Annotated in this window: 20 protein-coding genes and 1 pseudogene; 13 read left to right on the forward strand and 8 right to left on the reverse strand. The window is 53.5% G+C overall.

The genetic code is table 11. The features are described 5' to 3' along the window. The first annotated feature begins 8 nt into the window (after window positions 1-8). Window positions 9-1559 (forward strand): GumC family protein, encoded by a 1551-nt coding sequence (locus AC1RKH_RS01485; protein WP_493060807.1) that lies wholly within the window; start codon window positions 9-11, stop codon window positions 1557-1559. Between the two features lie 86 nt (window positions 1560-1645). Then, window positions 1646-2377, forward strand: coding sequence for a CpsD/CapB family tyrosine-protein kinase (locus AC1RKH_RS01490; RefSeq protein WP_493061360.1), 732 nt, complete (start codon window positions 1646-1648; stop codon window positions 2375-2377). Window positions 2378-2421: 44 nt separating this feature from the next. Here the strand turns inward: AC1RKH_RS01490 and galE are convergent, their stop codons facing one another. The 3 genes from galE to AC1RKH_RS01505 all read right to left on the reverse strand — a co-directional run bounded on the left by galE (window position 2422) and on the right by AC1RKH_RS01505 (window position 7787). Next, on the reverse strand, window positions 2422-3399 hold the full coding sequence (gene galE, locus AC1RKH_RS01495; protein WP_493060808.1) for a UDP-glucose 4-epimerase GalE: 978 nt from the start codon (window positions 3397-3399) through the stop codon (window positions 2422-2424). A gap of 87 nt (window positions 3400-3486) precedes the next feature. After that, entirely contained in the window at window positions 3487-6165 is a 2679-nt protein-coding gene (locus AC1RKH_RS01500) for a glycoside hydrolase 5 family protein (protein ID WP_493060809.1), read from the reverse strand. A 5-nt stretch (window positions 6166-6170) separates the two neighbouring features. After that, complete coding sequence (locus AC1RKH_RS01505; protein WP_493060810.1) at window positions 6171-7787, reverse strand: O-antigen ligase family protein; 1617 nt, start codon at window positions 7785-7787, stop codon at window positions 6171-6173. Between the two features lie 96 nt (window positions 7788-7883). Here AC1RKH_RS01505 and AC1RKH_RS01510 point away from each other — a divergent pair, with 96 nt between their 5' ends. From AC1RKH_RS01510 to AC1RKH_RS01555, 10 genes and pseudogenes are all read left to right on the forward strand, one after another. Then, window positions 7884-9260 carry an oligosaccharide flippase family protein gene (locus AC1RKH_RS01510; protein WP_493060811.1) on the forward strand — a complete coding sequence of 459 codons (1377 nt, stop codon included), beginning with the start codon at window positions 7884-7886 and terminating at the stop codon, window positions 9258-9260. A 128-nt stretch (window positions 9261-9388) separates the two neighbouring features. Further along, window positions 9389-10495: a glycosyltransferase family 4 protein gene (locus AC1RKH_RS01515; RefSeq protein ID WP_493060812.1), complete on the forward strand. Its 1107-nt coding sequence runs from the start codon at window positions 9389-9391 to the stop codon at window positions 10493-10495. A gap of 82 nt (window positions 10496-10577) precedes the next feature. Continuing rightward, on the forward strand, window positions 10578-11534 hold the full coding sequence (locus AC1RKH_RS01520) for a glycosyltransferase family 2 protein (protein ID WP_493060813.1): 957 nt from the start codon (window positions 10578-10580) through the stop codon (window positions 11532-11534). 8 nt (window positions 11535-11542) lie between these two features. Next, entirely contained in the window at window positions 11543-12067 is a 525-nt protein-coding gene (locus AC1RKH_RS01525; protein WP_123425439.1) for a serine O-acetyltransferase, read from the forward strand. Between the two features lie 49 nt (window positions 12068-12116). After that, window positions 12117-13094: a glycosyltransferase family 2 protein gene (locus AC1RKH_RS01530; protein WP_493061361.1), complete on the forward strand. Its 978-nt coding sequence runs from the start codon at window positions 12117-12119 to the stop codon at window positions 13092-13094. Between the two features lie 7 nt (window positions 13095-13101). Beyond that, complete coding sequence (locus tag AC1RKH_RS01535) at window positions 13102-14037, forward strand: DUF535 family protein (RefSeq protein WP_493060814.1); 936 nt, start codon at window positions 13102-13104, stop codon at window positions 14035-14037. A 258-nt stretch (window positions 14038-14295) separates the two neighbouring features. Next, window positions 14296-15498 (forward strand): glycosyltransferase family 4 protein, encoded by a 1203-nt coding sequence (locus AC1RKH_RS01540; RefSeq protein ID WP_493060815.1) that lies wholly within the window; start codon window positions 14296-14298, stop codon window positions 15496-15498. Next, window positions 15495-16682: a glycosyltransferase family 2 protein gene (locus tag AC1RKH_RS01545; protein ID WP_493060816.1), complete on the forward strand. Its 1188-nt coding sequence runs from the start codon at window positions 15495-15497 to the stop codon at window positions 16680-16682. The genes AC1RKH_RS01540 and AC1RKH_RS01545 overlap by 4 nt, the downstream gene beginning before the upstream one ends. Next, the gene (locus AC1RKH_RS01550; RefSeq protein WP_493060817.1) at window positions 16682-17434 is read left to right on the forward strand and encodes a WecB/TagA/CpsF family glycosyltransferase; all 753 of its coding nucleotides are present in this window, start codon (window positions 16682-16684) and stop codon (window positions 17432-17434) included. Before AC1RKH_RS01545 ends, AC1RKH_RS01550 begins: the two co-directional genes overlap by 1 nt. Then, window positions 17433-17564: pseudogene (locus tag AC1RKH_RS01555) on the forward strand (transposase); the annotation flags it as partial. The gene AC1RKH_RS01550 and the pseudogene AC1RKH_RS01555, both read left to right, overlap by 2 nt. 2 nt (window positions 17565-17566) lie before the next feature. Here the strand turns inward: AC1RKH_RS01555 and AC1RKH_RS01560 are convergent. The 5 genes from AC1RKH_RS01560 to AC1RKH_RS01580 all read right to left on the reverse strand — a co-directional run bounded on the left by AC1RKH_RS01560 (window position 17567) and on the right by AC1RKH_RS01580 (window position 22664). Then, window positions 17567-18067: a hypothetical protein gene (locus AC1RKH_RS01560; RefSeq protein WP_493060818.1), complete on the reverse strand. Its 501-nt coding sequence runs from the start codon at window positions 18065-18067 to the stop codon at window positions 17567-17569. A gap of 464 nt (window positions 18068-18531) precedes the next feature. Next, complete coding sequence (locus AC1RKH_RS01565) at window positions 18532-19638, reverse strand: glycosyltransferase 61 family protein (protein ID WP_493061362.1); 1107 nt, start codon at window positions 19636-19638, stop codon at window positions 18532-18534. 83 nt (window positions 19639-19721) lie between these two features. Then, complete coding sequence (locus AC1RKH_RS01570; protein ID WP_493060819.1) at window positions 19722-20864, reverse strand: GNAT family N-acetyltransferase; 1143 nt, start codon at window positions 20862-20864, stop codon at window positions 19722-19724. A 56-nt stretch (window positions 20865-20920) separates the two neighbouring features. Next, window positions 20921-22342, reverse strand: a complete 1422-nt coding sequence (locus AC1RKH_RS01575; RefSeq protein WP_493061363.1) for an undecaprenyl-phosphate glucose phosphotransferase — start codon at window positions 22340-22342, stop codon at window positions 20921-20923. Between the two features lie 34 nt (window positions 22343-22376). Next, window positions 22377-22664: a hypothetical protein gene (locus tag AC1RKH_RS01580; RefSeq protein ID WP_493060820.1), complete on the reverse strand. Its 288-nt coding sequence runs from the start codon at window positions 22662-22664 to the stop codon at window positions 22377-22379. 765 nt (window positions 22665-23429) lie between these two features. On the opposite strand from AC1RKH_RS01580, the gene AC1RKH_RS01585 reads away from it, so the two are divergent. Continuing rightward, a complete protein-coding gene (locus tag AC1RKH_RS01585; RefSeq protein WP_493060821.1) occupies window positions 23430-24098 on the forward strand; it encodes an ABC transporter ATP-binding protein in 669 nt (222 codons plus the stop codon).

Below are 24098 nucleotides of genomic sequence, written 5' to 3' on the forward strand. Positions count from 1 at the left end.
TGATAAATATGACCTCTGAATACGAAATGTCGGTCAACGACTACATTGCTGTCATCAAGCACCATGCCTTGCTGTTGATCCTGAGTTTCGCGGTAATACTCGGCCTGAGCGTAGTGGTCGCGATCTCTATCCCGCCCATCTACGAGTCATCTGGCACTATTCTGGTCGAGTCTCAGCAGATTTCGCCAGACCTGGTGGCGGGGAACAACAATACCTTTGCCGATGAGCGCATCGAAGTCATTCGCCAGCGCGTGATGACCCGTGAGCATCTGGAAGCGATCATCGACAAGTACAATCTTTTTGCTTCGCAAAGCAGGCAGTTGAGCGTTTCCGAGAAAATCGATGAAATGCGCAATGCGATTACAGTCTCCTTGGTCAGTGCTGTCGTTAAGGGGCGTGGAGAAGTGACGATTGCTTTCCGTCTTTCCTTTGAGCACCGGCAGCCAGAGATTGCCAACAAAGTGGCCAACGAGCTGGTGACGCTGTTTCTGGATGAAAACATCAAGCAGCGCACCGAGCGCGCCAGTGAAACAACAGAGTTTCTGACGCAGGAGGCGGACAAGCTCAGGGTCGAACTGGAAGCCCTGGAAAACCGCTTGGCAGACTTCAAGCAAGCGCACAGCAACGCGCTTCCCGAGCATCAGGAGTTGCGCATGAATATGTTGTCACGCGCCGAAATCGAGCTCAAAGAGGTCGACCGTGACTACAAAACTGCCCGTGAGGAGTTGCGCTTCAATGAGTTGGAGCTTTCCGCAGCAGCGACCAAGCATGTATCGCCCGGCGCGGGGGTTGATAAACAGCAAGATCTGGGAAGCCTGAAGGCGGAGTACACCCGGTTACTGTCGCTGTATACCGAAGCCCACCCCGATGTGCGTGCCGTCAAACGCAAAATTGCTGCACTTGAGGCTACCAAAGGTGCTGGTGGTGCAGCGGCTTCAGTCAATCTGGACCTTGCCAAGGCTCAGGCCCGGATCGCTGCCGCAGAAACACGTATCAAGTCGCTGGCCGATCAAAAGCAGGAAATACTCAAAAAAATAGCCGACTACGAGGCGCAAATTCTTGAGACGCCGCAAGTCGAGCGCGGCTTGGTCACACTGATGCGTGACTATGAAAACGCCAAAAAAAAATACGAGGAAATACGCACCAAGGAAATGAGTGCGAAAATTTCCGAAAGCCTGGAGCAGGAAAACAAAGCCGAGCGTTTTGTACTTCTGGAATCGCCATTGATGCCTGAAAAGCCGATACGGCCGAACCGTAAAAAAGTGGTTGCCATGGGCTTTGTTCTCGCTCCGGTGGGCGCTGGCGCATTGGTGATGCTCCTTGAGATGCTGAACCAGCGCGTGCGCGGAGCTGAAGCCTTGGCCAGTGTGCTGGGTAGACGCATATTGGTTGCGATTCCCTACATATACACTAGAGCGGAATTGGCACGCCGCAAGCAGTGGCGAACGCGATTGATCGTCAGTGGAGTCGTGATGATCGTGCTCTTTTTGGTGCTCCTGCACTTCTTCTACATGCCTCTGGACCTCCTGATGTTTAAAACTCTGGGCCGGTTTGCATAAGGAATATAGCCATGGAAATAATCAAGCCCGATACCGAGAATTCCGAGCAACAGCCTTCGTCAAGTCTCGCGACAATACCAAAAGCCATGACAGTGACCGGGCAGTCTGCAAGTCTGAATGCGCTGAGTTATGTGCAAACCAAAGTTGTACCGCTGCGGCCAGATCATCTCGAGCGCAATCGCATTGTGGCGTACAACAAGAATTCGAATATGGGGGGGGCTTTCGATCTGCTGCGTACGCAAGTTCTGAAAGTCATGGAAGAAAATGGCTGGCGCACGCTTGCTATCACCTCGCCAACTCCGGAGGCAGGCAAGACTGTATTGGCTATCAACTTGGCAATGAGCATCGCCCATCACACCACCAAGACGGCGCTACTGGTGGATTTCGACTTGCGTCGTCCGATGGTGGGTGCCTGCCTGGGTCTGCCGATGGAGAAAACGCTCAATGAATTGCTGGACGATGAAGCGGAACTGCAAGAGGTTCTGGTCAACCCGACCTTGCCGCGCTTTGTAGTCCTGCCGACGCGAGAGCCGATCCCTCTCTCCACCGAGGTGCTGTCATCGCCCACAGTGAGCCATTTGATTACTGATCTGCGCGAGCGCTACGACTCGCGTATCGTGATTTTCGACTTGCCGCCGTTGTTGAGTTCGGACGATGTTATTACCGTCTTGCCTAAATTCGACTGCGTCCTGCTGGTGGTCGCCAACGGCATGAACAGCAAGAAAGAGATCGAGGAAAGCCTTTATCATCTGGGGACAGCCAATCTGATTGGCACGGTACTAAACAAAGCCGAGCGCCCAAGCCGCTCTTACTACTAGAGCGTCACCCTTAGGTGTTCAGCGTTATGCGCCAGCGCCGACTTTCAGTGCCAAGGGTACTTCTGCTCCCAGCTCCAGGCGTGCGCCACTATCTGTTCAAGTGAGGCAAATTGCGGTTGCCAGCCAAGTAATGTGTTGGCCATGCGGGGATCGGCCACAAGGCGTGGCGGATCGCCGACGCGGCGTGGCGCTTCGCTCACGGAGATATCCTGGCCGGTCACGGCGCGTGCAGTGTCTATTACTTGTTGTACTGAGAAACCTTGACCGTTTCCGAGGTTGAAAGCCGTGCTTGCACCACCTGCCAGTAAATAATTCACGGCAAGTGCATGAGCTGCAACGAGGTCGACAACGTGGATGTAGTCGCGAATGCAAGTGCCGTCAGGTGTGTCGTAGTCACGGCCATAGACGGTGATGGTTGTGCGCCGACCGGAGGCCGCTTGCAGTATCAGTGGCAGCAGGTGGGTTTCCGGTTCTCGGCGTTCACCTAACTGTCCTTCAGGGTCTGCTCCGGCGGCGTTGAAGTAGCGCAGGCAGACTGATTTGAGTCCGTATGCACGGTCGAAATCTCCAAGCATCTGCTCCACCATCCACTTGCTGCGACCATAAGGGTTGATCGCGGCCTTGGGATGCTCTTCGTCGATAGGTACATACACCGGGTCGCCATAGATGGCTGCGCTCGAGGAAAAAATGAAGTTTTTAACCCCGGCACGAACCACGGCTTGTAGCAGCGTAAGGGTTCCAGCCAGGTTATTTTGGTAATACTTGGCAGGTTCAGTGACGGATTCGCCCACCTGTGTAAATGAGGCGAAGTGGAACACGGCATCAAAGTGCTGTCCCGCAAACAAGACGTCCAGAGCTTGTGCGTCGGCGATGTCCAGTTCGACCAATCTCCCGCCCATCAACGCGCCGCGATGGCCTGTTGAAAAATTGTCTGCCACCACCGGTTCGTGACCTGCACGCAGTAGTTGCTTAACCATATGCGAGCCGATATAGCCTGCGCCACCAACAACCAAAAATTTCATCCTGATCTCCTGGAAACTGTTGCTGTGCAAGCACAGATTGGTACGCCAGTTCGATCCATCTGATCATTACGTTAAAAGACAGGTTAGCTATTGATTCGCCGGCGCGCTGGATGATGCTGTATTGACAGGGCCTGGCTGTGCGTTGCCTGAGGTTGTAGCTGGCGTGACGGCTTTTTTCAAAAACAACCAGTTCGACGCCTGCAAGCCGTCGAACTTGATCGTATAGCGTCCATCAAGATAGGTGGCGGGTAGCTGCTTCATTTTTCCAGGGATGCCGTGGGTGAACAGTGTCAAGCCTTGCGGCGCCTGGATTGTCAGGGTGCCCTCGAGGGGCTCGATATAAAAAGGTGTTTTGCTGTTGTCTTTGGGGATGGCACGGGTACCCAGCGAAATCAGTAAATCCTGCGATCGGCCGACAGGCGCGTCGTCCAGGCTTTGCACCACCACACTGGCATTAGCGGTCTTCACTTGAACCTGGATGTTGCCAAGGCTGATCGACTCGCCGCCGATCCAGCCGGTTGCTGCTTGGGTGCGTGGCGTATTGATGGTGTAGATGCCTAGTTTCCAGTTGCGCTTTAACTCGCCAGTGTCTGTCGTGGACTCGCTGGCATTGGCGTCCAGCAGCGACTGGTTGGGGTCATGAAACACCTGTGCATTGCTGGGGATAGCACTCTGTTGCAACCAGGGCAATTGCGGCGTCTGTGGCATGGCGATTTCCAGCTTGCCTTTCTCCATGGCTGTGCGCAGTAGAGCCGCGTTGGCGGGTGTGATGCGTTGGTTGAACAGGGTGCTTGGCGTCGGCGCGAAGACATAGGTCGTTGTGGCTTCGCGAACGTCTGCACGGCGATAAAGCAAGGCGGCGGCGGGCAGGGTGGCCAGCATTGCAGGGTCGTTATAGGCGTGCCAGTTGTCGGCAGTTATCCATTCGCCGGTTAGCGGCTCCTGGCTGTAGGCATATTGCATCAGCGCATCCCAGCCTTGGTGGCTGGCGGTGCCGGCCATATAGAGTGGCAGCGAGTGGCGGTCAGGTGCCGGGAAAGGTTCAGTGTTCCACTCGGTGACGGTCAGGGGTTTGCCTATGACTTTGCCGGCGGCAATCCAGTTCAGTAAACCGTCGCTGGTGAGGGGGTTTTTCTCTAGCTGCCCAGGGCCACCGTAGCTATGGACGTCGATCAGGTCGCCGGCAGTAAGGGCCGGTAGGGAGCTTAGGCTGTCGCCGCCCCAGCTACTGGTCGTGGCGATGGGTACCTTCACTCCTGATTCACGTAGGTGCTGAATCATGTCTACGTTGAAACGTCGCTCCAAATCGTTAAGGAACAGCTTGCCGGGGCCTGGCTCCCAGGAGCGCCAGGTCTGGCTTGCAGATAGATTGTGCTGGTTCGCAAAGGCCTTGGCCTCGGCCATGTAGATCTGGTTGTGCTTTGGCACTCGTTTGTCTGGTAACAGGGCGTTGCCAAAGTGCTGGGTGACATCGTTTTCGTTGGTAATCAGTACGGCGGCGATCGCCGGATCGTCTTTGTAGGCGAGTCCGGTGTAGGTGTTTACATGGGTCAAATAGGCTTGGGCAAAGCGCTTCATTGCCTGCTGAATGGTGATGTTTACATAGGCATAGCCCTTGAGATCGGCGTTGTTCTTGCCATTCTTTGGCATTTCATCGAAGCCATAGATGTTGTCGTTTGCAGTCAAGGCTCGCTCGACGTGCATATCGAGCCATACATAAATGCCCTCGTCTTTGAGGCACTTGATCCACCAGTCGATTTTTTTCAGTGAGTCCGGGCTTAGTTGCTGAGTGTCCTGCGTGAGGTTGCTGTCGCGAAAGATGTTTGGGCTGACCCACGGGGAGTCATGGTGGTGCAGTCGTACCAGATTGAAACCGAGTGCCGACAGACGTTTGGCCTGCAGCTTGATTGCATCGTCTGGCGTACGAAACAGCGTATAGGCCGCCAGGTTAGTGCCCCAGAAGCGCGCTGGGGTGTTGTCTGCGAATAACAGTTGCTCGCCGGATACTTTGACGAAGCCGCGCTTGCCTGCAGGTTTTTCGTGAGCGTTAAGAAAGGACAGATCGACCGGCGAGGTTTTCCAGTCGAGCGTGTCACTCGGCCAGCTCCTTGTGTCCGCCAGCCCGAAGCGCTCGGTTGTGGTCGGGCCGAGTACCACATCGCCAGATATGCTCAAGGTGGCTTTGAAATTTTGGCGGCCGGGTTTGATCGTGTTCTTGTAAAAAAAAGCACGCACCTGAGATTTATCACCCGGTTCAAAGTACACACTCGCCAGTGCAGGCTCAAAACGCATCTCGATGCGTCGGCTTTGTGTATTCCCCCAGGACCAGCCGCGGTTGTCGGGTAGCAAAGCCGGCTCACCCATTTCTCCATCGTAAAGGGCAGGATCGAACTTGAAGACGATGCCCCCGCCCATCACGTCCGGCATCATGCTGTGTGCATCCAGGGCAATGTTCCAGGTCAACTTCTGCTCGTCTTCCTTCTGAATCTGCGCAGTCACGTCGAAATCCAGTTTTTTGTTCTTGCCTGCAAGGGAGTAGCTATAAGGGGTGTTCACCTTGAACGCGGTCGGCAAATCCGTCCATTCCCAGTTGCTCCCCCAGAAGGCGAATGAAGAAGAAACTACAGGGTTGCCACCGCGCGCCAGCATTGGCAGACCGCTGCGCTCATCCACGCTGGAGACCCAGTCCGACGCCCAGGTGCTAAACGGGCAAACAGCAAGGAGAACCACTAGCAACATATGGGCGCGGTGAACAAAAGAGGTCATGAGCGTTACCAGGGTTGAAGGTTGGCGCTCGCAATGCTTGCAGTCTCAGTGCGCTTGAGCCTGCGCACCATCTGAGCATAGGCCACACCCAGTCCGGCCACCGACCAATACACCACGGGGATCACCGTGATACTGCTAACGGTAAAGATGGTCACCAGTATCCCGGCCAGTACCGCCAACAGCGCACGTCCGAGTCGGCGCGCCTCATCGTCTTTGTTGGGGACCGAACGCATTGCTCTGCGGATGCCGAGCAGCACAGCGGCGAAAAAAGCCACAAATAGCGTCAATCCGATCAGGCCGATGTCCAGCGCCAGGGCGATGTAGGTATTCACAATATCAATGATGCCATCGCCCTGAATCATGGACTGCATCTCAGGCGTGTTGCGGTAATCGAAAGAGCCCAGCCAAGGGTTGCGCTGGATGACGATCAGTGAGTTATCAATCAAGCGCTGCCGGTACGTGATGTTCTCTACGTCTACCGTACCAATGAACGGTAGTAGATCCAGGAGTTTTTGCCCGCCAGGCACGATGGTCAGCAGGGGAAGGGCGAGCACTCCGGCGATTGCCAGAAGCATCAGGCGTTTGACAGCTTTACGGCCGGTGGCGATGAACACGGTGATCATGACGGCAGCACCGATCCAGGGGCCACGCGACAGCGATGCAAACAGACCGCCAGCCAGCAAGAGCGCGCCGAGGCATTGCTGCAATCGGCTGCGTACGCTCTCGCGCAAGAACAGGTAAAAGCCGACGGCCACGCTAATGACGTAACCCAGTGCGATTGCCTGGCCGGTGGAGGCGCTGGCGCGTAATGAATCACCACGACTCAAGTAGCTGGACAATTCCCAGTGTATGTCCAGGGCAACAATCAGCGCGTTGTACAGCAGCCAATGGCGGGCAAATTCGACGAGACCAATAAGCGCCAGCACCATGGCGGCGAGTACAAATCCCAACAGGGCATCCTTGAAGTCGCTGAGTTCCTTCAGTGCCCTGCTGGCAACGTAGTAAGGCAAAAAAACGTCTATGAACAGGTAGAGCGTCTGGCGCAAGGTGTCGGTCAGCGTGGTCTCACGCAGGTAAAGCAGGCTCGTCAGCAAGAGGTAGGCCGCTAGCAGTTTGTCAGGCCAGATGCGTCCGAAGCTCAGTGTGCTTGCTTGCCTGCGTAGCATGAAAAAAGCCGGCAACATCAGACACAATGCGAGCAGTTTTTCAGGCCAGCTGCGTCCGAAGCTCAGTGTGCTTGCTTGCCCGCGTAGCATGAAAAAAGCCGGCAACAACAGACACAATGCGAGCAGACGAATATGGTTAAGTGCAAAAAAATAGTTGATCAGGCCGAAGCCGGGAATCTGTGCCGGGGCCGGCGGGATGAGAAACAGCAGAAGGAAAAACAGTGCCAGAGGATTGCGTTCGCGTTGTCGTGCGACGGTCAAAATGACAGCGGCAATGCCCGCGTACACCCAGAAACTGTGCGAGACAAAGGCCAATAGCGTCAATGCGAACCACAGATTGCGGCGACGAGTGAAGTCGTGGTGTGGGATCAGGTCTACTGCTGGTCGACGCGCCAGGGCGAAAACGATGCCAGCTAAAACTAGAATGACGATCAACGCGCGAAAGTGCTCAGGCATGGATTCTTGAACTCATGGATTGGTGAGCAACGGCTAGTGAGATGACCAATTGTAGCTATAGTAACGTGCGTACCATTTGAGTTCGGGGTTGATGTCATGCCTCCAATTGATTTATCGCCATCGGTGAGCCTTCGCAGGCGAGCGATATCTGCTGGGGCATGGAATCTGGGTGCGCTTGTTGCCTCTCAAGCAATTCGCTTGGGCGGCAACCTGGTAATGGCCCGTCTGCTGATGCCGGAAATGTTCGGCGTAATGATCATCGCCACCACCGTTTCGGTGGTTCTGCACTTGCTTTCCGATGTCGGTTTGCGCCAGAACATTATCCAGAGCCCGCGTGGCGACGATCCAGTGTTTCTCAATACCGCCTGGACAGTGCAGATCCTGCGTGGCGTTGTCCTTTTTGCTTCGACACTTCTAATCGCGGGCTTCACCTGGTTTGCGCAAGTCATCAATCTGTGGTCGGCCAATTCCACCTATGCCGCACCGGAGTTGCCGCTGGTGTTGGCCTTTACCGGTTTTACCGCGATCATCTTTGGGTTCCAGTCGACGAAACTCGACTTGGCCGTTCGCGATTTCCAGCAAAAGAAAGTGGTGCTCCTCGACTTTGCGTCCCAGCTTGCGGGCCTGCTGGTGATGCTGGGCATCGGTTACTTCACCAGGTCTGTCTGGTCGCTGGTGATTGCAGGTCTGGTCTCGGCCATGGTCGGCACTGTTATTGGTCATCTATGGTTTCAGGGCCCGCCTAACCGTCTACAGTGGGACCGCTCTGCGCTTGAAGAGTTAGTCGTCTTCGGCCGTTGGATACTGTTGTCTTCGGCAGTGGGAGTATTGGCCATGTATGGTGATCGGATCTGGTTCGGCGGCAGCATGTCGGCCACTGAACTGGGCGTCTACTCCATTGCGGTGCTGATTTTGGGCACTCTTCAAACCGCAGTGCTTAGGTTGGTCGGGGCCGTGGCCCTGCCGGCCTTCAGTGAAGCCTCAAGAAGTAATGACACCGCGCGGCTCCGCGTTTTGTATTACCGCTTCAGATTGATTTTCGATCTTGCTTTGCTGTTTGTCTGTGGACTGTTCTTGACCGTCAGTCCGCTCATCGTTGGTGGGTTATACGATGAGCGTTATGCCGCTGCCGGCACCATGATGGCCATTCTTTCACTTTCTTTTTTCACATTGCGCTACACGGTGGCGCATCAAGTTTGGCTTGCCTTGGGACTCACAAAGTACCAAGCCATGGATAACATTATTCGCATTGTCTCGTTATGGGTGCTACTGCCGCTGCTGCTGGCGATTGGCGGGGTAAAGTATGCGATTTGGGGCGTTGCCCTGCATACGTTCCCTACGCTTATCCTGATTGTTTATGTCAATTGTCAGGTGGGGCTGTTCGATCTCAAGCGTGAACTGGTGGTGCTGCCAATGCTGGCAGTGGGGGCTTTGTGTGGAGAGTTAGTGTTGGGCGTTGCTAAATGGCTTTGATTCGATCCATGTCTCTTGCTGATTCCAATGCGGTGACAGACCGTCACGATGTGTTGATTGATGGAAAATTGCTTGGCTGGAAGTGCATTGAGTTTGAATAGGCTTTCAGCGGTTTTGGAGGTGATCTAATGAAAGTGACTTTTGTGTTGCCGGTGGTGAACATGTCGGGTGGAATTCGCGTCGTTGCAATTTACGCTAAGGCATTGTTTGAAATGGGGCATGATGTAACGCTCGTTTCCCCGCCTGCACCTCCTGTTCCGCTGGATAAGAAGATGAAGCGTTTCATCACGGGTGAGGGGTGGCCGATAAGCGAAAGAAGTCCATCTCATTTAGACGGTCTTGGTCTTGATCACCGGGTGATAGAAAAATACCGGCCTATTGTGGATTCGGATGTTCCAGATGCAGATGTTGTAATTGCAACGTGGTGGGAAACGGCTGAGTGGGTGAATTCTCTAGGTCAGGCCAAGGGTGTGAAAGTGTATTTTGTGCAGGGGCATGAGGTGTTTCCTTATTGCCCGGTGGATAGGGTTGTGGCGACATATAAGATGCCTTTGCATAAGATAACCATTTCGAAGTGGTTGGCTGATGTCATGAGCATGGAGTATGGCGACTCTGATGTTAGCTTGGTCGGGAATAGTGTCGATCATCAGCAATTTTTTTCCGCGCCGAGGGAAAAACAGCGTTGCCCAACCATCGGGTTTTTGTATCATGAAGCGCCATTTAAGGGGGTTGATGTTGCGCTTCAGGTAGTTGCTTTGCTCGAGAAAAAATTTTCAACACTTCGAGTTATAGCCTTTGGAAGTGCTCCTCCTAGTGGTCTTTTTAAGCTTCCAGAGAGTCTTGAGTTTTATCGTTCTCCCGATCAACATCGTATTCGTGATTTGTATGCACAATGTGATGTCTGGCTCGCAGCAAGCCGGAGTGAAGAAGGCTTTAATCTGACGGCGATGGAAGCGATGGCATGTAGGACGCCGGTAGTTTCAACGCGTACTGGCTGGCCGTTAGAGGCAATATCTTGTTTCAAAAACGGCGTACTGGCCGATATTGATGATACGGTTGCCTTGGCTCGTGGTGTTGAATGGCTATTGACTTTAGACGAGCAGGGGTGGCGTGCGGTTTCAGAAATGGCATGTCAAACGGTGGCTTCAAGTTCTTGGGAGCACTCTGCAAAATTATTTGAAGCGGCACTTAATAACGCGTGTGTGAGGAGTTTTCCTGAGGAGCGGTTGATTTAAACGGAGCTTGAATGATGTCGATTTATAAATGGTTTTGTAATCCGACGATGAGAGTTCAGCACTTTTTTGGGGAGGCAATCTAATGAGTAGTGCCCCTCTTGATGTGTTAGTGGTTAACTACAATACAGCGACGCTGCTGCAGCCCATGTTTAATGCGTTGCGCGAGTCAAATAGTGCGGATCGAACGCGCTATTTAGTGGTGGACAATGCCTCTGCCGATAATTCACTGGAGTGCCTGGCAACTATTTGTCCAGAGGCATTGCTGCTGGCCAATGAAAATAATGTTGGCTTTGGTCGTGCCAACAATCAATTGGTTGAGCACCTGCAGGGCAAGTACGCGTTGCTCCTCAATACCGATGCCTTTGTTGCTGCTGATACCCTGAGCAAGACCCTTGATTACATGGAGGCTCACCCTGATTGCGGAGTCCTCGGCGTTCGGTTGGTTGGGCGAGAGGGTGATTTGCAACCCTCCTGTCGCTATTTCCCGACGCCGTTGAATGTCTTCCTCTCGCGTACAGGGCTTGAACGCTTTTTCCCTGTGGTGAAGAGGGTCGACGACATGGACTGGGATCATGCCTCGGTCCGTGAGTGCGACTGGGTGCCCGGCTGCTATTACTTGATCCGCCGTGAAGTCATCGATCAGGTTGGCTTGTTCGACCCGCGCTACTTTCTTTACTACGAGGAGGTCGATCACTGCAAACGCGTTAAACAGGCCGGTTGGAAGGTGGTTTATTACCCGCATACCTCGGTGGTGCATATCGGCGGTGAAAGTGCCAAATCGGTTGTCAAACTCAATGTGGTCAGTCGACAGATACCCAGGTTACAAATCGAAAGCGAGCTTTTGTACTTTCGCAAGCACCACGGTCTACTGGGTTTGGCCTCACATATGTTGCTGGTGAGCCTGGGGGATCTGATTCTGGCGCTCAAGGCTCTATTGAAAGGCCGCGGCCGGGCCGCCATAGGGGCGTGTTGGCAGCATGCTCGTGATACTTGGGCGTTGCTGCGCGATACCCAATTTGCTAGCCGACCAACACGGTAGGTCAACTTATGTTCGAAAATATACGTGCGGACTTGCGTGCATACGCTGGTGATTGGGCTGCTCAGGGGTTCTGGGTGATGCTGGTTTATCGCTTTGGGCGCTGGCGCTACGGAGTGCGCCCAGCATTCTTGCGAAAGTTGTTCTCCTTTATATACAAAGTGCTCTTCAAATTGGTGCAGATCGTGACGGGTGTCGAGCTGCCGTGTGAGGTGGTGATCGGGCGCAACTTCGTCATCGATCATTTCGGCGGAATCGTGATCAGTGGTTATGCTCAGTTCGGCGATGATTGCCGCATCCGCAATGGCGTGGTCGTGGGGCTCAAGAATGTGGATGAGCCGATTGCCCCGGTGATGGGTAACAACGTTGATATCGGTGCCGGGGCCAAGGTGCTGGGCAATATCCGCATTGGTAACAACGTCGTGATTGGTGCCAATGCCGTGGTGCTGACAGATGTACCGGACGACTCGGTGGCAGTGGGCGTGCCTGCGACTATCAAGAAAAGGCAGCGCGCAGAAGCAAGGGAATGCTTATGAACCCTCCGGTGGACGATATCGAGCAGTTTTACATCGCTGGGTGAACTCAATGGCTACTGGTATCGGTGTCGTTGTTATCGGTCGCAATGAAGGCCTACGGCTTGAGCGTTGCCTGGCTTCGCTGGGCGGTGCGGCGCAGAAGGTTATTTATGTCGACTCTGGATCAACGGATGGTTCAGTCCAGATGGCACGGCGGCTTGGGGTCGAGGTGGTTGAGTTGGATATGTCGATTCCCTTTACGGCTGCGCGCGCGCGCAATGAAGGATTTGCCTGCGTGCAACGTTTATTGCCGGCGATGCGTTATGTGCAGTTTGTCGATGGTGATTGCGAGGTTGTCGGTGGCTGGCTGCCCCGGGGGCAGGCCTTTCTTGATGCACAGCCTGAGGTTGCGGTGGTCTGTGGACGGCGCCGTGAACGTTTTCCACAGCGTTCGATTTACAACTTATTGTGTGATCTTGAATGGGATACCCCGATAGGTGAGGCCAAGGCTTGTGGTGGCGATGCGCTGATACGGGCTGACGCCTTCGCCGCAGTGTCTGGTTTTCGAGCGGATCTTATTGCCGGTGAAGAGCCTGAGTTGTGTGTGCGTCTGCGTGCGAATGGATGGAAGGTCTGGCGCCTGGCTGACGAAATGACCTTGCACGATGCGGCCATGACCCGTTTCGGCCAATGGTGGCGGCGTACCCTGCGTGGTGGCTATGCCTTTGCCGAGGGCGCATTTTTGCATGGGGCCGCACCGGAGCAACATTGGCAGCGTGAGTCGCGCCGGGCCTGGCTCTGGGGCTTGGGTGTCCCGCTGGCGACTATGATCGCGAGTTTGATGCTGGGATGGTTTGGGCTGCTTCTGCTGCTGGTCTATCCACTGCAGGTGGTGCGCTTGGCTCGCCGGGGCGATAGATCAGCGCGCGAAAACTGGCTGCAGGCCTTCTTTCTGGTGCTGAGCAAATTTCCCGAGATGCTCGGGCAAGTCAAGTTTCTGTTGCACAGATTTGGCGCCGGCAAGACGGCGTTGATCGAATACAAGTGAGACGGCTATGAATGATTGGCTGATACTAAAAAGCGTGTTTTCTTTACATGCAGGGTATTCCTTTAGGGCATTGAAAAATAAGCTTGTATTACTGATTTTAGTTGGAAAAAACTGGTCCGAGCTAAAGTTGTTTTTGTGGCGTATGTCGAATGCCCTGGGCAAGACCGGTTTTGAGAAGTTGGGAGATGATTGTGTGGGTGTTGTTCATTGGCCGTACATCAGTAGATGCTGGAGATCTCAGGATAGACTTGGTGTGTTGGCCTCGCATTACGAAGTCGTCACAAAAAGCTGTCCGCAGCTATTACTGCTGGGACGAAATGACAGCTTGATGTTGAGTGACTTGTCGGAGTGCTCTGTGGGTTGTTCCTTGGTTCTAGATCGTCCGGTATGGTTTATGCGTGAAGGGGAGCTGGTGCTGAATTTGTTTCAGGGTGATTTGCGTATTGCATCAATAGCGTTCACCTTGTGTCGCACGGAAGTTGAGTTGTGTATTTTTATCGGTGCCGTTCAAGGGATACACAAAGGCGTAGAGAGTGATAGGTCTCTGGAAATTTATAGAGCACTGACAAAAGATTTTGAAGGACTTCGCCCAAGAAGTCTTCTGATCGAAGCCATTAAGTATATTGCAAGAAGTGTTGGTGTTGAAAAAATTTATGCGATAGGGGATGGATATCGTCATCATCGTCATCCGTATTTTGGGGCTGAAAAAGCTCAAGACCTGGCGGCTAATTATGATGTCATATGGTTGGAGCATGGAGCGATTCCGTCCGAGCGCGAAGACTTTTTTGAAATCCCCATGGTGTTGTCCAAAAAAGCGCTTGATTGTATTCCTTCAAAAAAACGTGCCATGTACCGCAGGCGTTATGAGCTTCTAGATGATATTTTTACAAGGATAGACAGTGTGTTAATAGGCAGCTGTGCAACTAACGCAAGCGCTAATTAGGTCGATATTTGACTGTCGGGCCTGGCGGCATGAAACGGCAGTAGTCACGCTTGGTCAGTGGGCGGGCGGCACTGTTTCAACTATTGGTTTCGACGTGTATATAAGGTGCCGGAACGAAAGTTCCAGGTGGGGTATTGCTCGGAGAAAATGCAAGGGTCGGAACAAATGCCGTGGTGCTTGTTGACGTTCTTGATAATTGTACTACTGTAAAAGTACCTGTAGTAATAATTCACTGCAACGACATCTAAGCTGGTTCCTATGCGTATCGCTTATTTGATCAATCAGTACCCCAAAGTCAGCCATAGCTTCATTCGTCGCGAGATTTTGGCGTTAGAGCGCCAGGGCTTTGTGGTGCAGCGCATTGCTCTGCGTGGTTGGGATGCCGAGTTGGTGGATGCCGACGACGTGTCCGAGCGCAGTAAAACTTTCTATGTGCTGCAGGGCGGAGTCAAAGAGCTGTTAGTGCCTGTGCTGCAGGTACTGCGCGCCCAGCCGCGACGCTTTTTTTCGGCGTTGTGGCTGGCGCTACGTATGGGCCGGCATGCCGATCGGCCCTGGCCGTACCATTTGGTCTATTTGTCCGAGGCATGCCGCCTGCTGTTTTGGTTGCAGGCGTTCGGCGCCGAGCATGTGCATGCGCATTTCGGCACTAACTCAACCGAGGTGGTGATGCTGGCCAATGCACTCGGCGGGCCAGCGTACAGTTTTACGGTGCACGGCCCGGAAGAGTTCGACAAACCGCAGTTTATTCATTTGGGCGAGAAAGTCCGGCGCGCGGCTTTTGTCGCGGCTATCAGCTCTTATGGGCGCAGCCAGCTGTTTCGCTGGGTAGCTCATGCGCACTGGGCAAGGGTAAAGGTGGTGCATTGTGGTCTGGAGCGGGCGTTTCACGATGTACCGGCAGTTGCCGTGCCGTCCGTACCGCGGTTGGTCTGCGTGGGTCGCTTGTGTGAGCAGAAGGGCCAACTGTTGTTGCTTGAGGCCGCCCGTATCCTGGCAGCGCAAGCCGTGGTGTTCGAGATAGTACTGGCCGGCGATGGGGAAATACGTGCGGAAATCGAAGCCCTGATTGCACTGCATGGCTTGCAAGCGCAGGTGCGAATCACTGGCTGGATTAGCAGTGAGCAGGTGCGGGCGGAAATTCTTGCGGCGCGGGCCTTGGTGTTGCCGAGCTTCGCCGAGGGCTTGCCGGTGGTAATTATGGAGGCCATGGCCTTGCGCCGGCCAGTACTGACGACCTATGTGGCGGGCATTCCCGAGTTAGTGCGCCAGGGTGAGAACGGTTGGTTGTTTCCCGCTGGAGCTGTGGATGAGTTGGTGGCGGTGCTGGCGGACTGCCTAGCGCAACCCGTCGAGGTGTTGCAGCGGATGGGCGAGGCGGCTTATCAGAGAGTGCTGGAGCGACACGATATCGATACCGAAGCGGCCAAGTTGGCTAATTTGTTTAGGGCGCAAGCATGATCACCCTACTTGATTGGCTGTTCAACACACTGCTGGTGCTCATGGTCCTGCCGGTGTTGGTGCTGTTTGTGCAGGTGCTGCTGGCCTGCCTGCCTGTGCGGTTGCTCTCGTCGGCGCAAAGATCGCGGCTGCGGGTGGCGGTGTTGGTACCGGCACACAACGAATCCTCGATGATCGTCGCGACGTTAAATACCATTCGGCCGCAGTTGCTAGAGGGCGATCGCTTATTGGTGGTGGCGGACAACTGTTCTGACGACACGGCCGCGCTGGCCCGCACGGCGGGAGCCGAGGTGGTGGAGCGCAGCAATGATCAGCAGTGTGGCAAGGGTTATGCGCTGGACTTTGGGGTGCGTCATTTAGCGAGCGTTGCGCCGGACGTCATGATCGTTGTCGATGCCGATTGCCAGGTGGGTGAGGGCTCTATTGAGCGTTTGGCAATGTGTTGCATCGACTCAGGGCGGCCAACGCAGGCACTTTATTTAATGCGTGCTCCAGCAGGTTCCGGGCTAAAAGTACGGTTTGCCGAGTTTGCCTGGCGTGTGAAGAATCTGGTGCGGCCGCAAGGTTGGGCTTGGCTTGGTTTGCCCTGTCAGTTAATGGGTACGGGAATGGCTTTCGTCTGGCGAGATCTGGCTTTGATCGATTTAGCCAGTGGCCACATCGTCGAAGATTTGAAGATGGGCTTCGATTTCTGCCGCAACGGCAAGCCGCCTTTGTTTTGCCCCGATGCCCTGGTGACCAGTTATTTTCCGCGCAGTGATGAAGGCTTAAGTACCCAGCGTACGCGCTGGGAGCATGGTCATCTCGGGGTAATCCTTGGTGATGCGCCAAAGTTGATTGTAGAGTCGATCAGCCGGCGTAACTGGAACCTCCTGGCTATGACGCTGGATTTAATGGTCCCTCCGTTGGCCTTATTGACGTTAGTGTTGGGGGCTGTTTTTAGTCTGTCATGGTTGGTGTTTATGCTGTGTGGAGCTTTGGCTCCAGCATTAATCGCTTCTGCCGGGGTGGCACTATTGAATGTGACTGTCTTGCTGGCATGGAGCCAATTTGGTCGCGAGATTATATCTTTTTCAGCCTTGTTGTATGCGCCGTTCTACGCGGTGAAAAAAATACCCCTGTATCTAGGCTTTTTACTTAAGCGCCAAGTTGAGTGGGTGCGTTCGAAGCGAGATGACAATTAATGCGCGCTTTTGCTTGGCAGCACAACTGGCAAACGATTATCCAGAAACTCAGGGTGGTCAGTGATCTCGTTGATGAGCAAGGATTGATTGATGCTTTATCCAAGCCTGAGGCGGCGACAGTACTTGGATTCGTCAATGCCTTTGCCATGAATTCGGTGGCAGGCAACACCGATTACTATAAGGCGCTGTCCGCTGCTGACGTGTTACTACGGGATGGCTCCGGCATGGCTATCCTGTTTCGCCGGCTCGGCTTGGTGCCAGGGCTAAATATGAATGGCACGGATTTTATCCCCAAATTACTGGCCGCGTTCAAGGGCCGGCGCGTGGCTTTTTGGGGCACTACAGAGCCCTTTCTAGCGAATGCGGTGCAGCGTAGCGAAGCGGTATTTGCGATCAATGTAGTTTCTGCTCACCATGGTTTTGCTGAGGTGGATGCCTACATCAACCTTGCCCAGCAACTGCAGCCAGAATTGATTGTGCTGGGCATGGGCATGCCCAGGCAAGAAGCCGTTGCTGCCAGGCTAGCTGCCAGCGGCGTGCCATGCCTGATAGTGTGCGGCGGAGCGATCCTGGATTTTCTCGGTGGCAAGGTTGTTCGGGCTCCGCAATGGGTGCGTCGTCTCGGTTGTGAGTGGGTATTCAGGCTGATGATTGAGCCAAAGCGGTTATTCGGTCGCTATGTGCTTGGTAATCCAATGTTCTTGTTGCGCACGCTGATCTGCAGAGATGCGCCTACATTAAGGAAACCCTGAAATACATTGTCCGAAGGGTGAGGGCGGTTCGTCCGGCCTCTGCGTTGATGGCGATGCTGCGCGTGCATCTGTTGCAGAACTGGTTCGGTTACAGCGATCCGACCATGGGGAGGCATTGTACGAAAGCACTACCTACACTTTCCGTCGATTGGCAAACACGATAAATCCAAACAACGCGGAAGAAAATAACCATGCTGCCGCAGGAAGTGGTACCGCACTCCGTTGATTGATATAAGAATTAGCGGTCCCAGCCAGACCTATACCCTGGACGTGCCGACCAACCCTGAACTGGCCATTGGCAAGCGCCGCAATCAAACTGTTAAATGAAGAAGCATTGGCGCACGGCCCAAGGAAGCTGACCCACTCGCCGAGAGCGTTGACCCCATTGTTAAGCACTCCCTTGGGAGCAATGCTCTGCGTGTGAGAATCACCGGAGAAGTCGGTGTGAAAGCCAATGGCGTTGCCACCCGCGCGCTCTTCGATCAGCATGCTTGGTTGAGGCCCTAAATCCTCGCCAGAGTTGCTCATGCAACTAGATTCATAGGCCAAACTGGCCGCCTGAGCACTAGAAAAAGTCGCACCACTCAGGAGCATTAATAACAAAACGGAATTAATAAAAAGTGTCGGGTGCATAACATCGCCTCCCTGAGCAGAGGAGTATTCTTTTGTCGGACGAAGGAATCTTTATCAAGTTAAATTGAGCATAGTAGGCACATCGCTGCCGCGCCAATAGTGCGTCATCACGATAAATATAAATAGAAAAGCAGTGTGATTTCGTCAAAATAACGTCACAGAAAACACGTCAGTCATCAATCAAGCGGATTCTATCTGCATGAAATAGCTTCAGGCTTGAGCATCGCCCGCAACAGGGCGGTCTCAAAGACCAAATGCAACACACGCCCCGCACCGCCTTTGGCCTTTCCGCTCAACGTGATACGGGGCGGTCGCGGGCGGATGCATGGAGCGCTTACGGAAAACTGACCCTCCCTGTCGATTGAAATTTGACCCAAGGCGCGTTGCTGATACCCAAATTGGCGTTTGATCACTCGGAGTGGGGGCTCGACCTTGGCACGAGGAGCGTGGTTCAGATCAAGTCTTCATGAAGGGAATAGGTCTAGAGTGCGCTCAACCTCATCGGGGTCGATTGTAAAGCCATCGCCCTCTGGCGTTCCCACCACAAAGCCAAAATTCTGGTGATCGCGATCCGTTAGATACTTGTAATAACAGATGAAACGATTCGGGGGCTGCAGAGCCAGCAGTGAGCCACCAGGCTGAAGTACATTGACACCATGTACGAGATGACTCCCCTCGACCCCCACCACGGTTTGTGCTCCAGCGCAGGTCGCTACGATGGTCGGAACATCGGTTTTCGAAGGGTCGAGAATGCGAAAACCTCTGCGGTTATGCAGACGTTCAGCGAGTTCCATTTCATTGTGTAACAGTCGCAATTCACCGTTGCCGCCTCGCAGAATGAAAACTCCGGGGTGAGAGCTGTACCTTACGTGTGACAGTAATTTTTCACCCATCGCGCGAAAGCGTAAATGCCTATTTCGATTTTGACTTAGGTCATCGAATATCACGAGTTCACGAAAAAACGCATTGCGCAAACGAATCGGTGTTATGCCAAGCCAGTCCTCATATTCGGGGGCCTGGGGAAATAGAGGAAACCTGGTGGATGGCGCGGTCGTCACCGGAACTCCTTCGTCGCAGGCTAATGGGTAAGTTGCACAGTCTTCCATCAGCCAGGAGCCAAACCATTGGTTTCCACCTGCTGTACAGTAAATCGCCCCACGCTCCATCTCGGTTTCCACGGAGATTTTTGGAAGCCAACCAGATCTAGGAGATAAGCAGGATTTTGCGTTGCCCTTGTAGAGTGTTCCATCTATCAGCCAGACATCTTTAAGCAGGTGGCCCCGTGTTGGACCATGATCAACGCTGCCTATTCCTTCCATTGTACGACGGGGGTGTTCGTAAGGAAAAAAGCGTTCTTCCTCCCATCCTGTCACACGTTCGAGTTGATTGGGCAGGAAAAAAGCTGGTGGAGAAATTGATGTTTCGCCAGGCGCAATATTCCAGGTTTTCACCGCTGCACTTTGCGGGGTTTCCGCCGGCTTTCGCATGACCCGCGCTCTTACAATATGCCGGTATGCAGCAAGGCTCCATTTTGTCCGGTGGCTGCTCGTTAATACGCGTAATTCCGACATATCATGTTCACTCTCATCCGCCTCTACAAAAAACAGTAAATGGCGCAAGCGCCTAAACTGCATTTTTAACATCAGAAAGCTGCTCAGGTAGATATAATCCTCTCCACAATGGGCGGGGACTTCAAATGAGCATAACGACTACGTAACCTGTCGAGAAGAAGTTCGCTTGGGCTCTTCGCGCAGTAGAGATAAATTTTGTATAGCCCGCCAAACCCCATGTTAATATAGCGAGTCGCCACTTCCTCATCGTTTTGCCCGTCCGGCAAGCCAAGATGAAGTGTCAGTTTTTTCCCCTCGACAGCAAATAACGGTGTATGCCAAAGGAGTTGGGCTGCACCCACCTTGGGTAGTCGGACAAACATATAAGCGTGGTTACCCAGCGTATCAACATCACCGCCACGTCTTCTTTTCCATTCGAGAAGTCCGTCGTCTGGACGGGCCAGGCAAGTACCGATGTCATAATAGTCAAAGCCATTGTTTATGGCCCACTCAAGCTCCATAAATGTAGTGATTGAGTTGACTTCATTCAGCCTTTTGGCATCTGAAAAAACCGCCTCAGGATAGCCAGCACGTATCATGCTCCAGTAGCGCTTTCCGGCCCGAGTAATTACGCACGCAAGTTGGCATGCAACAATTTCGTCTTCCAACAGTATTAGATCGAGCCGGCCGAAAGTCTTTGCTATCCTTAACACTTCATGTGGGGAAAGTTGCGAGGCGGCGGTGCCATGCCTTGCGATGGCATAGGGTTGAAGCATTTCCCTGTCGGCTCTTTCAATTTCGTCATCCGTCAGCGCCTGCTTCATTCGGTAGCGCGACTGGTTCTTGCGTATGTTTCGACGTAACTTACTATCGTATCCCGCCGTGATATCGTCAATGGGGCGACCCAGCGGCACGATAGCACTCAGAAAGTGAGGCACATACAATGCGCCCAAGGTTGGCATTTCACTGACCAGAACCGTACGGTTCGATTTATCCGATTCCGATTTGCTGTCGGCCACAGGAGACTCCACCCCCATGAGAATCTTGGCCATCTCCCGCTGTGTTCTCCTTCCCACATAGAGGATGTCGTAAGGACTGTCTTTGCGCAGCTTGAATCTGACAATCTCCCAGCGCCAGAAACAGGCTCGCCCAAGTATGTCTCGCAGCCAGGCTGCAGTTTTTCTTAGCTCAAATCGTATTGAGGGAGATATGAGTTTTCGGATCGGCACCGCTAAATACGCTTTCATTTCCGGCACTCTTTTTAACTTGCCTTGTGTGGTTTATGGGTCGCTTGCAAGACTGGCTAATAGGCTCGCTTGCCGGTGAAGGCAAACAGAGTTCGCAGAAGAATGACGAAATCGAGCCAGAGCGACCAGTTGTTGATGTACTCAATGTCAGACTCAACACGCTGAATCATCTGCTCTATATCTCTCGTTTCACCGCGAAAACCACGCACCTGAGCCAGGCCTGTGATGCCTGGCTTGATATTGTGACGCGCAAAGTAGTCTGCGATGCCATGCGAGTACTGTGCATCATGCTGAATAGCATGCGGGCGAGGCCCCACCAGAGACATTTCCCCCATCAAAACGTTGAACAACTGTGGTAGCTCATCCAGGCTAGTTCGCCGAATAAAGGCTCCAACCCTGGTCTTGCGCGGATCATTCTTTTCTGCCTGCTTGACGATGCCGTCTTCCAGTTGATGGACGACCATGCTTCTGAACTTCCAGATACGAAAAACTCCACTCCACCCCATGCGCTCCTGTCGAAAGAACACCGGTCCAGGGCTATCGACCTTGATGGCAATCGCTATAGCCACCAGCAATGGAGCCGCAAGAAGCAAGATGAGAAAAGCCAAGACTTTGTCCTCGAAATTCTTCAGAAACAGGCGCATCCCCATCAGCGGAGTTTCAGACAAAGTCAGCACGGGAATACCGGCAATTTCACGAACGCTGTGATTGATCAAACGCAGTGAAAAAATGTCAGGCACCCAATTAATAGCAATGTGCTTATCAAGTAGCTTTAAGTAAACATCCTTAATGACCTCCGAGCCATCCAGAGGTGTAACGAAATATACGGTACGAATGGAATGTCGCACGATTAACCCATCAAGGTCGGAGATATTACCCAGTATCGACAAACGTTGCGTGCTTTCTGAGCCCTGCTTCCCCCGATCATCGCCCGCCTCAATCAACACACAACCGACCACCCGTTCACCCAGCCAGGGATTATTGCTTATTTTCTGGTGAAGGAAGCTCGCCAGCTCCCCCGAGCCAATAATAAGAGCGGCTTCCAATTGATTCGGGTGGGTCAAGAGTTTCTTCTGCACTTCGAGTGTCGCCAGGTGCAAAAGCAACTGAGCGAAATATCCAACAATAAATAACTGCGCAACCAATAGGCGCGAGTACTGTTCACTTTGTCTGGTCAGAAAGGCCATGACAACGAGAAAGCCAAAAGCGGCAAGCCAGGCCTTTAAAAGCTTAAATGCTTTGACGGTAAATCCAACATTGCTTCGGTAAATAGCATAATGGTCGTACACCACGGCCAGCGCCCCAAGCAGCAACAGGAGCATGATGACATAAGCCTGCGTTATAACGCCGATATGATAATCGATCAAATACCATGCGACACCGATCACAGCAACAAAATCGAGACCGGCCTGAATAGCGTTACTGGTACTGCTTCGTCGCTGGAGTATGGAGCGGCTACTGCTGGGTTCGAATATCATCATTAGACCTCATTAAACTGAGAATCCAAAACGCTTATCTATCAAACAATAAAAAGGCAATGAAAATATAATTATTAATTAACGTATCAGCGTTGAATGATCCATCAGCGGTGCACCGCAGCTTCGATGATTCGCACCACATTGGCAGCTCTCCTAGTGCCAGAGCCTTGAGCAAGTCGCCCTGAACCATCAGCGCCAGCCCCTTCTCGTAATACTTGCTGGCCTTCTCAGCCGGCGAGGAGCAGGCCGCCAAGCCAACAGAACAGACTGCAAGGAGCGCGCCCCAGGCGTCTTTGCCAATTTTGCTCAAATACATCTTCATCGAATTCACCCCATTGGAGGTCAATGCGGAATATGAGCCGCCAGCCGTGACACAGCCAATCTCATAAAATCTTGTAAGCGCTTATCTGCAGCAGTAGGCGCTTCGCAGGCTCTCCACAACCGTCTTGCCACGACGGTAATCCGCGATCACATAATCTCCAGCCCTAGACTCACTTCGGCCTGGACGTCCAATCGACTCTCACTAGCACGCCACTCATCCAGGAGATCCTCTCTGATCGATCAGTCATTATCTGTTCCCGTTTCAGCGCTGAAAGAAGCTTTCTGCTATGTCGGGGTATAGCCCAGCGTGGACCAACCATGTCAGCAAACTGACATGTTCCTCATGTTGAAAAATGGTCAGGAGTTAGGCGATCCGCCATCAAGTGCCGTCAGACAGCGGCTCTGCCTGTGGTTGAGGCGTTTCAGACGCTGTAAAGAAAGCGATAAACGGTCGTAAGGCTTGAGTTACAAGGGTTGACAGATGTAGGTGTGTCATTTTTGAGTCATCTGTTTTTTGACGCTTTTGCACGTTAGATGGCATTTCCTGCGCTTTAAGTGCGTGCTGCTATTGCCAAAAAATGGCCAGTCACTAACTCGCATCTCAACACCAGCGCATCCGTAGGAGCTGCCGCAGGCTGCGATCTTTTTCGGATTGCCGGAAGATCGAAAGATCGCAGTCTTCGGCAGCTCCTACGCGAGGGGGAGGCATGGGAGTTCCATCCTGTCCGCTATCCTTGATCTGACCTTCTGTCGAACGAGCGTTCCCATGCTTGAAGTGCACGGCGTGTTCAAGAGCTACGCCACTCCGCAAGGTCCGTTGGCGGTGTTGCAAGGTGTCGACTTGCAACTGACGCAAGGCAGCAGCCTGGCGCTGATGGGTGAGTCGGGCAGTGGCAAGAGCACCTTGCTGCACTTGATTGCCGGGCTCGACAAGGTTGATCGCGGCAGCATCCGCATGGGCGATCAGCGTCTCGAGCAGATGAGCGAAGGGCAGCTGGCGAATTGGCGGCGCACTGAAATTGGTCTCGTGTTTCAGCAGTACAACCTGATCGGGAGCCTGCAGGTCGAGGACAATCTGGCATTTCAGGCACGTCTGGCCGGGCGCTATGACCTGCGTTGGCAGGCGCAACTGGTGGCGCGGCTGGGGCTGGGGGATTTGCTGCAGCGTTATCCGGAGCAGTTGTCTGGCGGCCAGCAACAACGGGTTGCCTTGGGGCGAGCGTTGGCGTCACGCCCGCGTCTGCTGTTGGCCGATGAGCCGACCGGCAGTCTCGATGAACACACCAGCGATGAGGTGCTCGACTTATTGCTGGAACTGCTCGATGACAGCCCCACCAGTCTGTTGATGGTCACGCACAGTCAACGGGTCGCGGCACGACTGGCAGAAAAAGTGATATTGCACGGCGGACGTTTGGTTGACGCAGGCCAACGCTGA

This window comes from Pseudomonas sp. GW822-FHT06B12, assembly GCF_058799675.1.

Bases quoted from the DNA above. Each gene is read 5' to 3' on its own strand.
- AC1RKH_RS01540 (WP_493060815.1), top strand. From the start codon at position 14,296: ATGCGTATCGCTTATTTGATCAATCAGTACCCCAAAGTCAGCCATAGC.
- AC1RKH_RS01545 (WP_493060816.1), top strand. From the start codon at position 15,495: ATGATCACCCTACTTGATTGGCTGTTCAACACACTGCTGGTGCTCATG.
- galE (WP_493060808.1), bottom strand. From the start codon at position 3,399: ATGAAATTTTTGGTTGTTGGTGGCGCAGGCTATATCGGCTCGCATATG.
- AC1RKH_RS01490 (WP_493061360.1), top strand. From the start codon at position 1,646: ATGACAGTGACCGGGCAGTCTGCAAGTCTGAATGCGCTGAGTTATGTG.
- AC1RKH_RS01575 (WP_493061363.1), bottom strand. From the start codon at position 22,342: ATGATATTCGAACCCAGCAGTAGCCGCTCCATACTCCAGCGACGAAGC.
- AC1RKH_RS01535 (WP_493060814.1), top strand. From the start codon at position 13,102: ATGAATGATTGGCTGATACTAAAAAGCGTGTTTTCTTTACATGCAGGG.
- AC1RKH_RS01570 (WP_493060819.1), bottom strand. From the start codon at position 20,864: ATGAAAGCGTATTTAGCGGTGCCGATCCGAAAACTCATATCTCCCTCA.
- AC1RKH_RS01510 (WP_493060811.1), top strand. From the start codon at position 7,884: ATGCCTCCAATTGATTTATCGCCATCGGTGAGCCTTCGCAGGCGAGCG.
- AC1RKH_RS01500 (WP_493060809.1), bottom strand. From the start codon at position 6,165: ATGACCTCTTTTGTTCACCGCGCCCATATGTTGCTAGTGGTTCTCCTT.
- AC1RKH_RS01485 (WP_493060807.1), top strand. From the start codon at position 9: ATGACCTCTGAATACGAAATGTCGGTCAACGACTACATTGCTGTCATC.
- AC1RKH_RS01525 (WP_123425439.1), top strand. From the start codon at position 11,543: ATGTTCGAAAATATACGTGCGGACTTGCGTGCATACGCTGGTGATTGG.
- AC1RKH_RS01505 (WP_493060810.1), bottom strand. From the start codon at position 7,787: ATGCCTGAGCACTTTCGCGCGTTGATCGTCATTCTAGTTTTAGCTGGC.
- AC1RKH_RS01530 (WP_493061361.1), top strand. From the start codon at position 12,117: ATGGCTACTGGTATCGGTGTCGTTGTTATCGGTCGCAATGAAGGCCTA.
- AC1RKH_RS01550 (WP_493060817.1), top strand. From the start codon at position 16,682: ATGCGCGCTTTTGCTTGGCAGCACAACTGGCAAACGATTATCCAGAAA.
- AC1RKH_RS01565 (WP_493061362.1), bottom strand. From the start codon at position 19,638: ATGTCGGAATTACGCGTATTAACGAGCAGCCACCGGACAAAATGGAGC.
- AC1RKH_RS01580 (WP_493060820.1), bottom strand. From the start codon at position 22,664: ATGAAGATGTATTTGAGCAAAATTGGCAAAGACGCCTGGGGCGCGCTC.
- AC1RKH_RS01560 (WP_493060818.1), bottom strand. From the start codon at position 18,067: ATGCACCCGACACTTTTTATTAATTCCGTTTTGTTATTAATGCTCCTG.
- AC1RKH_RS01515 (WP_493060812.1), top strand. From the start codon at position 9,389: ATGAAAGTGACTTTTGTGTTGCCGGTGGTGAACATGTCGGGTGGAATT.
- AC1RKH_RS01585 (WP_493060821.1), top strand. From the start codon at position 23,430: ATGCTTGAAGTGCACGGCGTGTTCAAGAGCTACGCCACTCCGCAAGGT.
- AC1RKH_RS01520 (WP_493060813.1), top strand. From the start codon at position 10,578: ATGAGTAGTGCCCCTCTTGATGTGTTAGTGGTTAACTACAATACAGCG.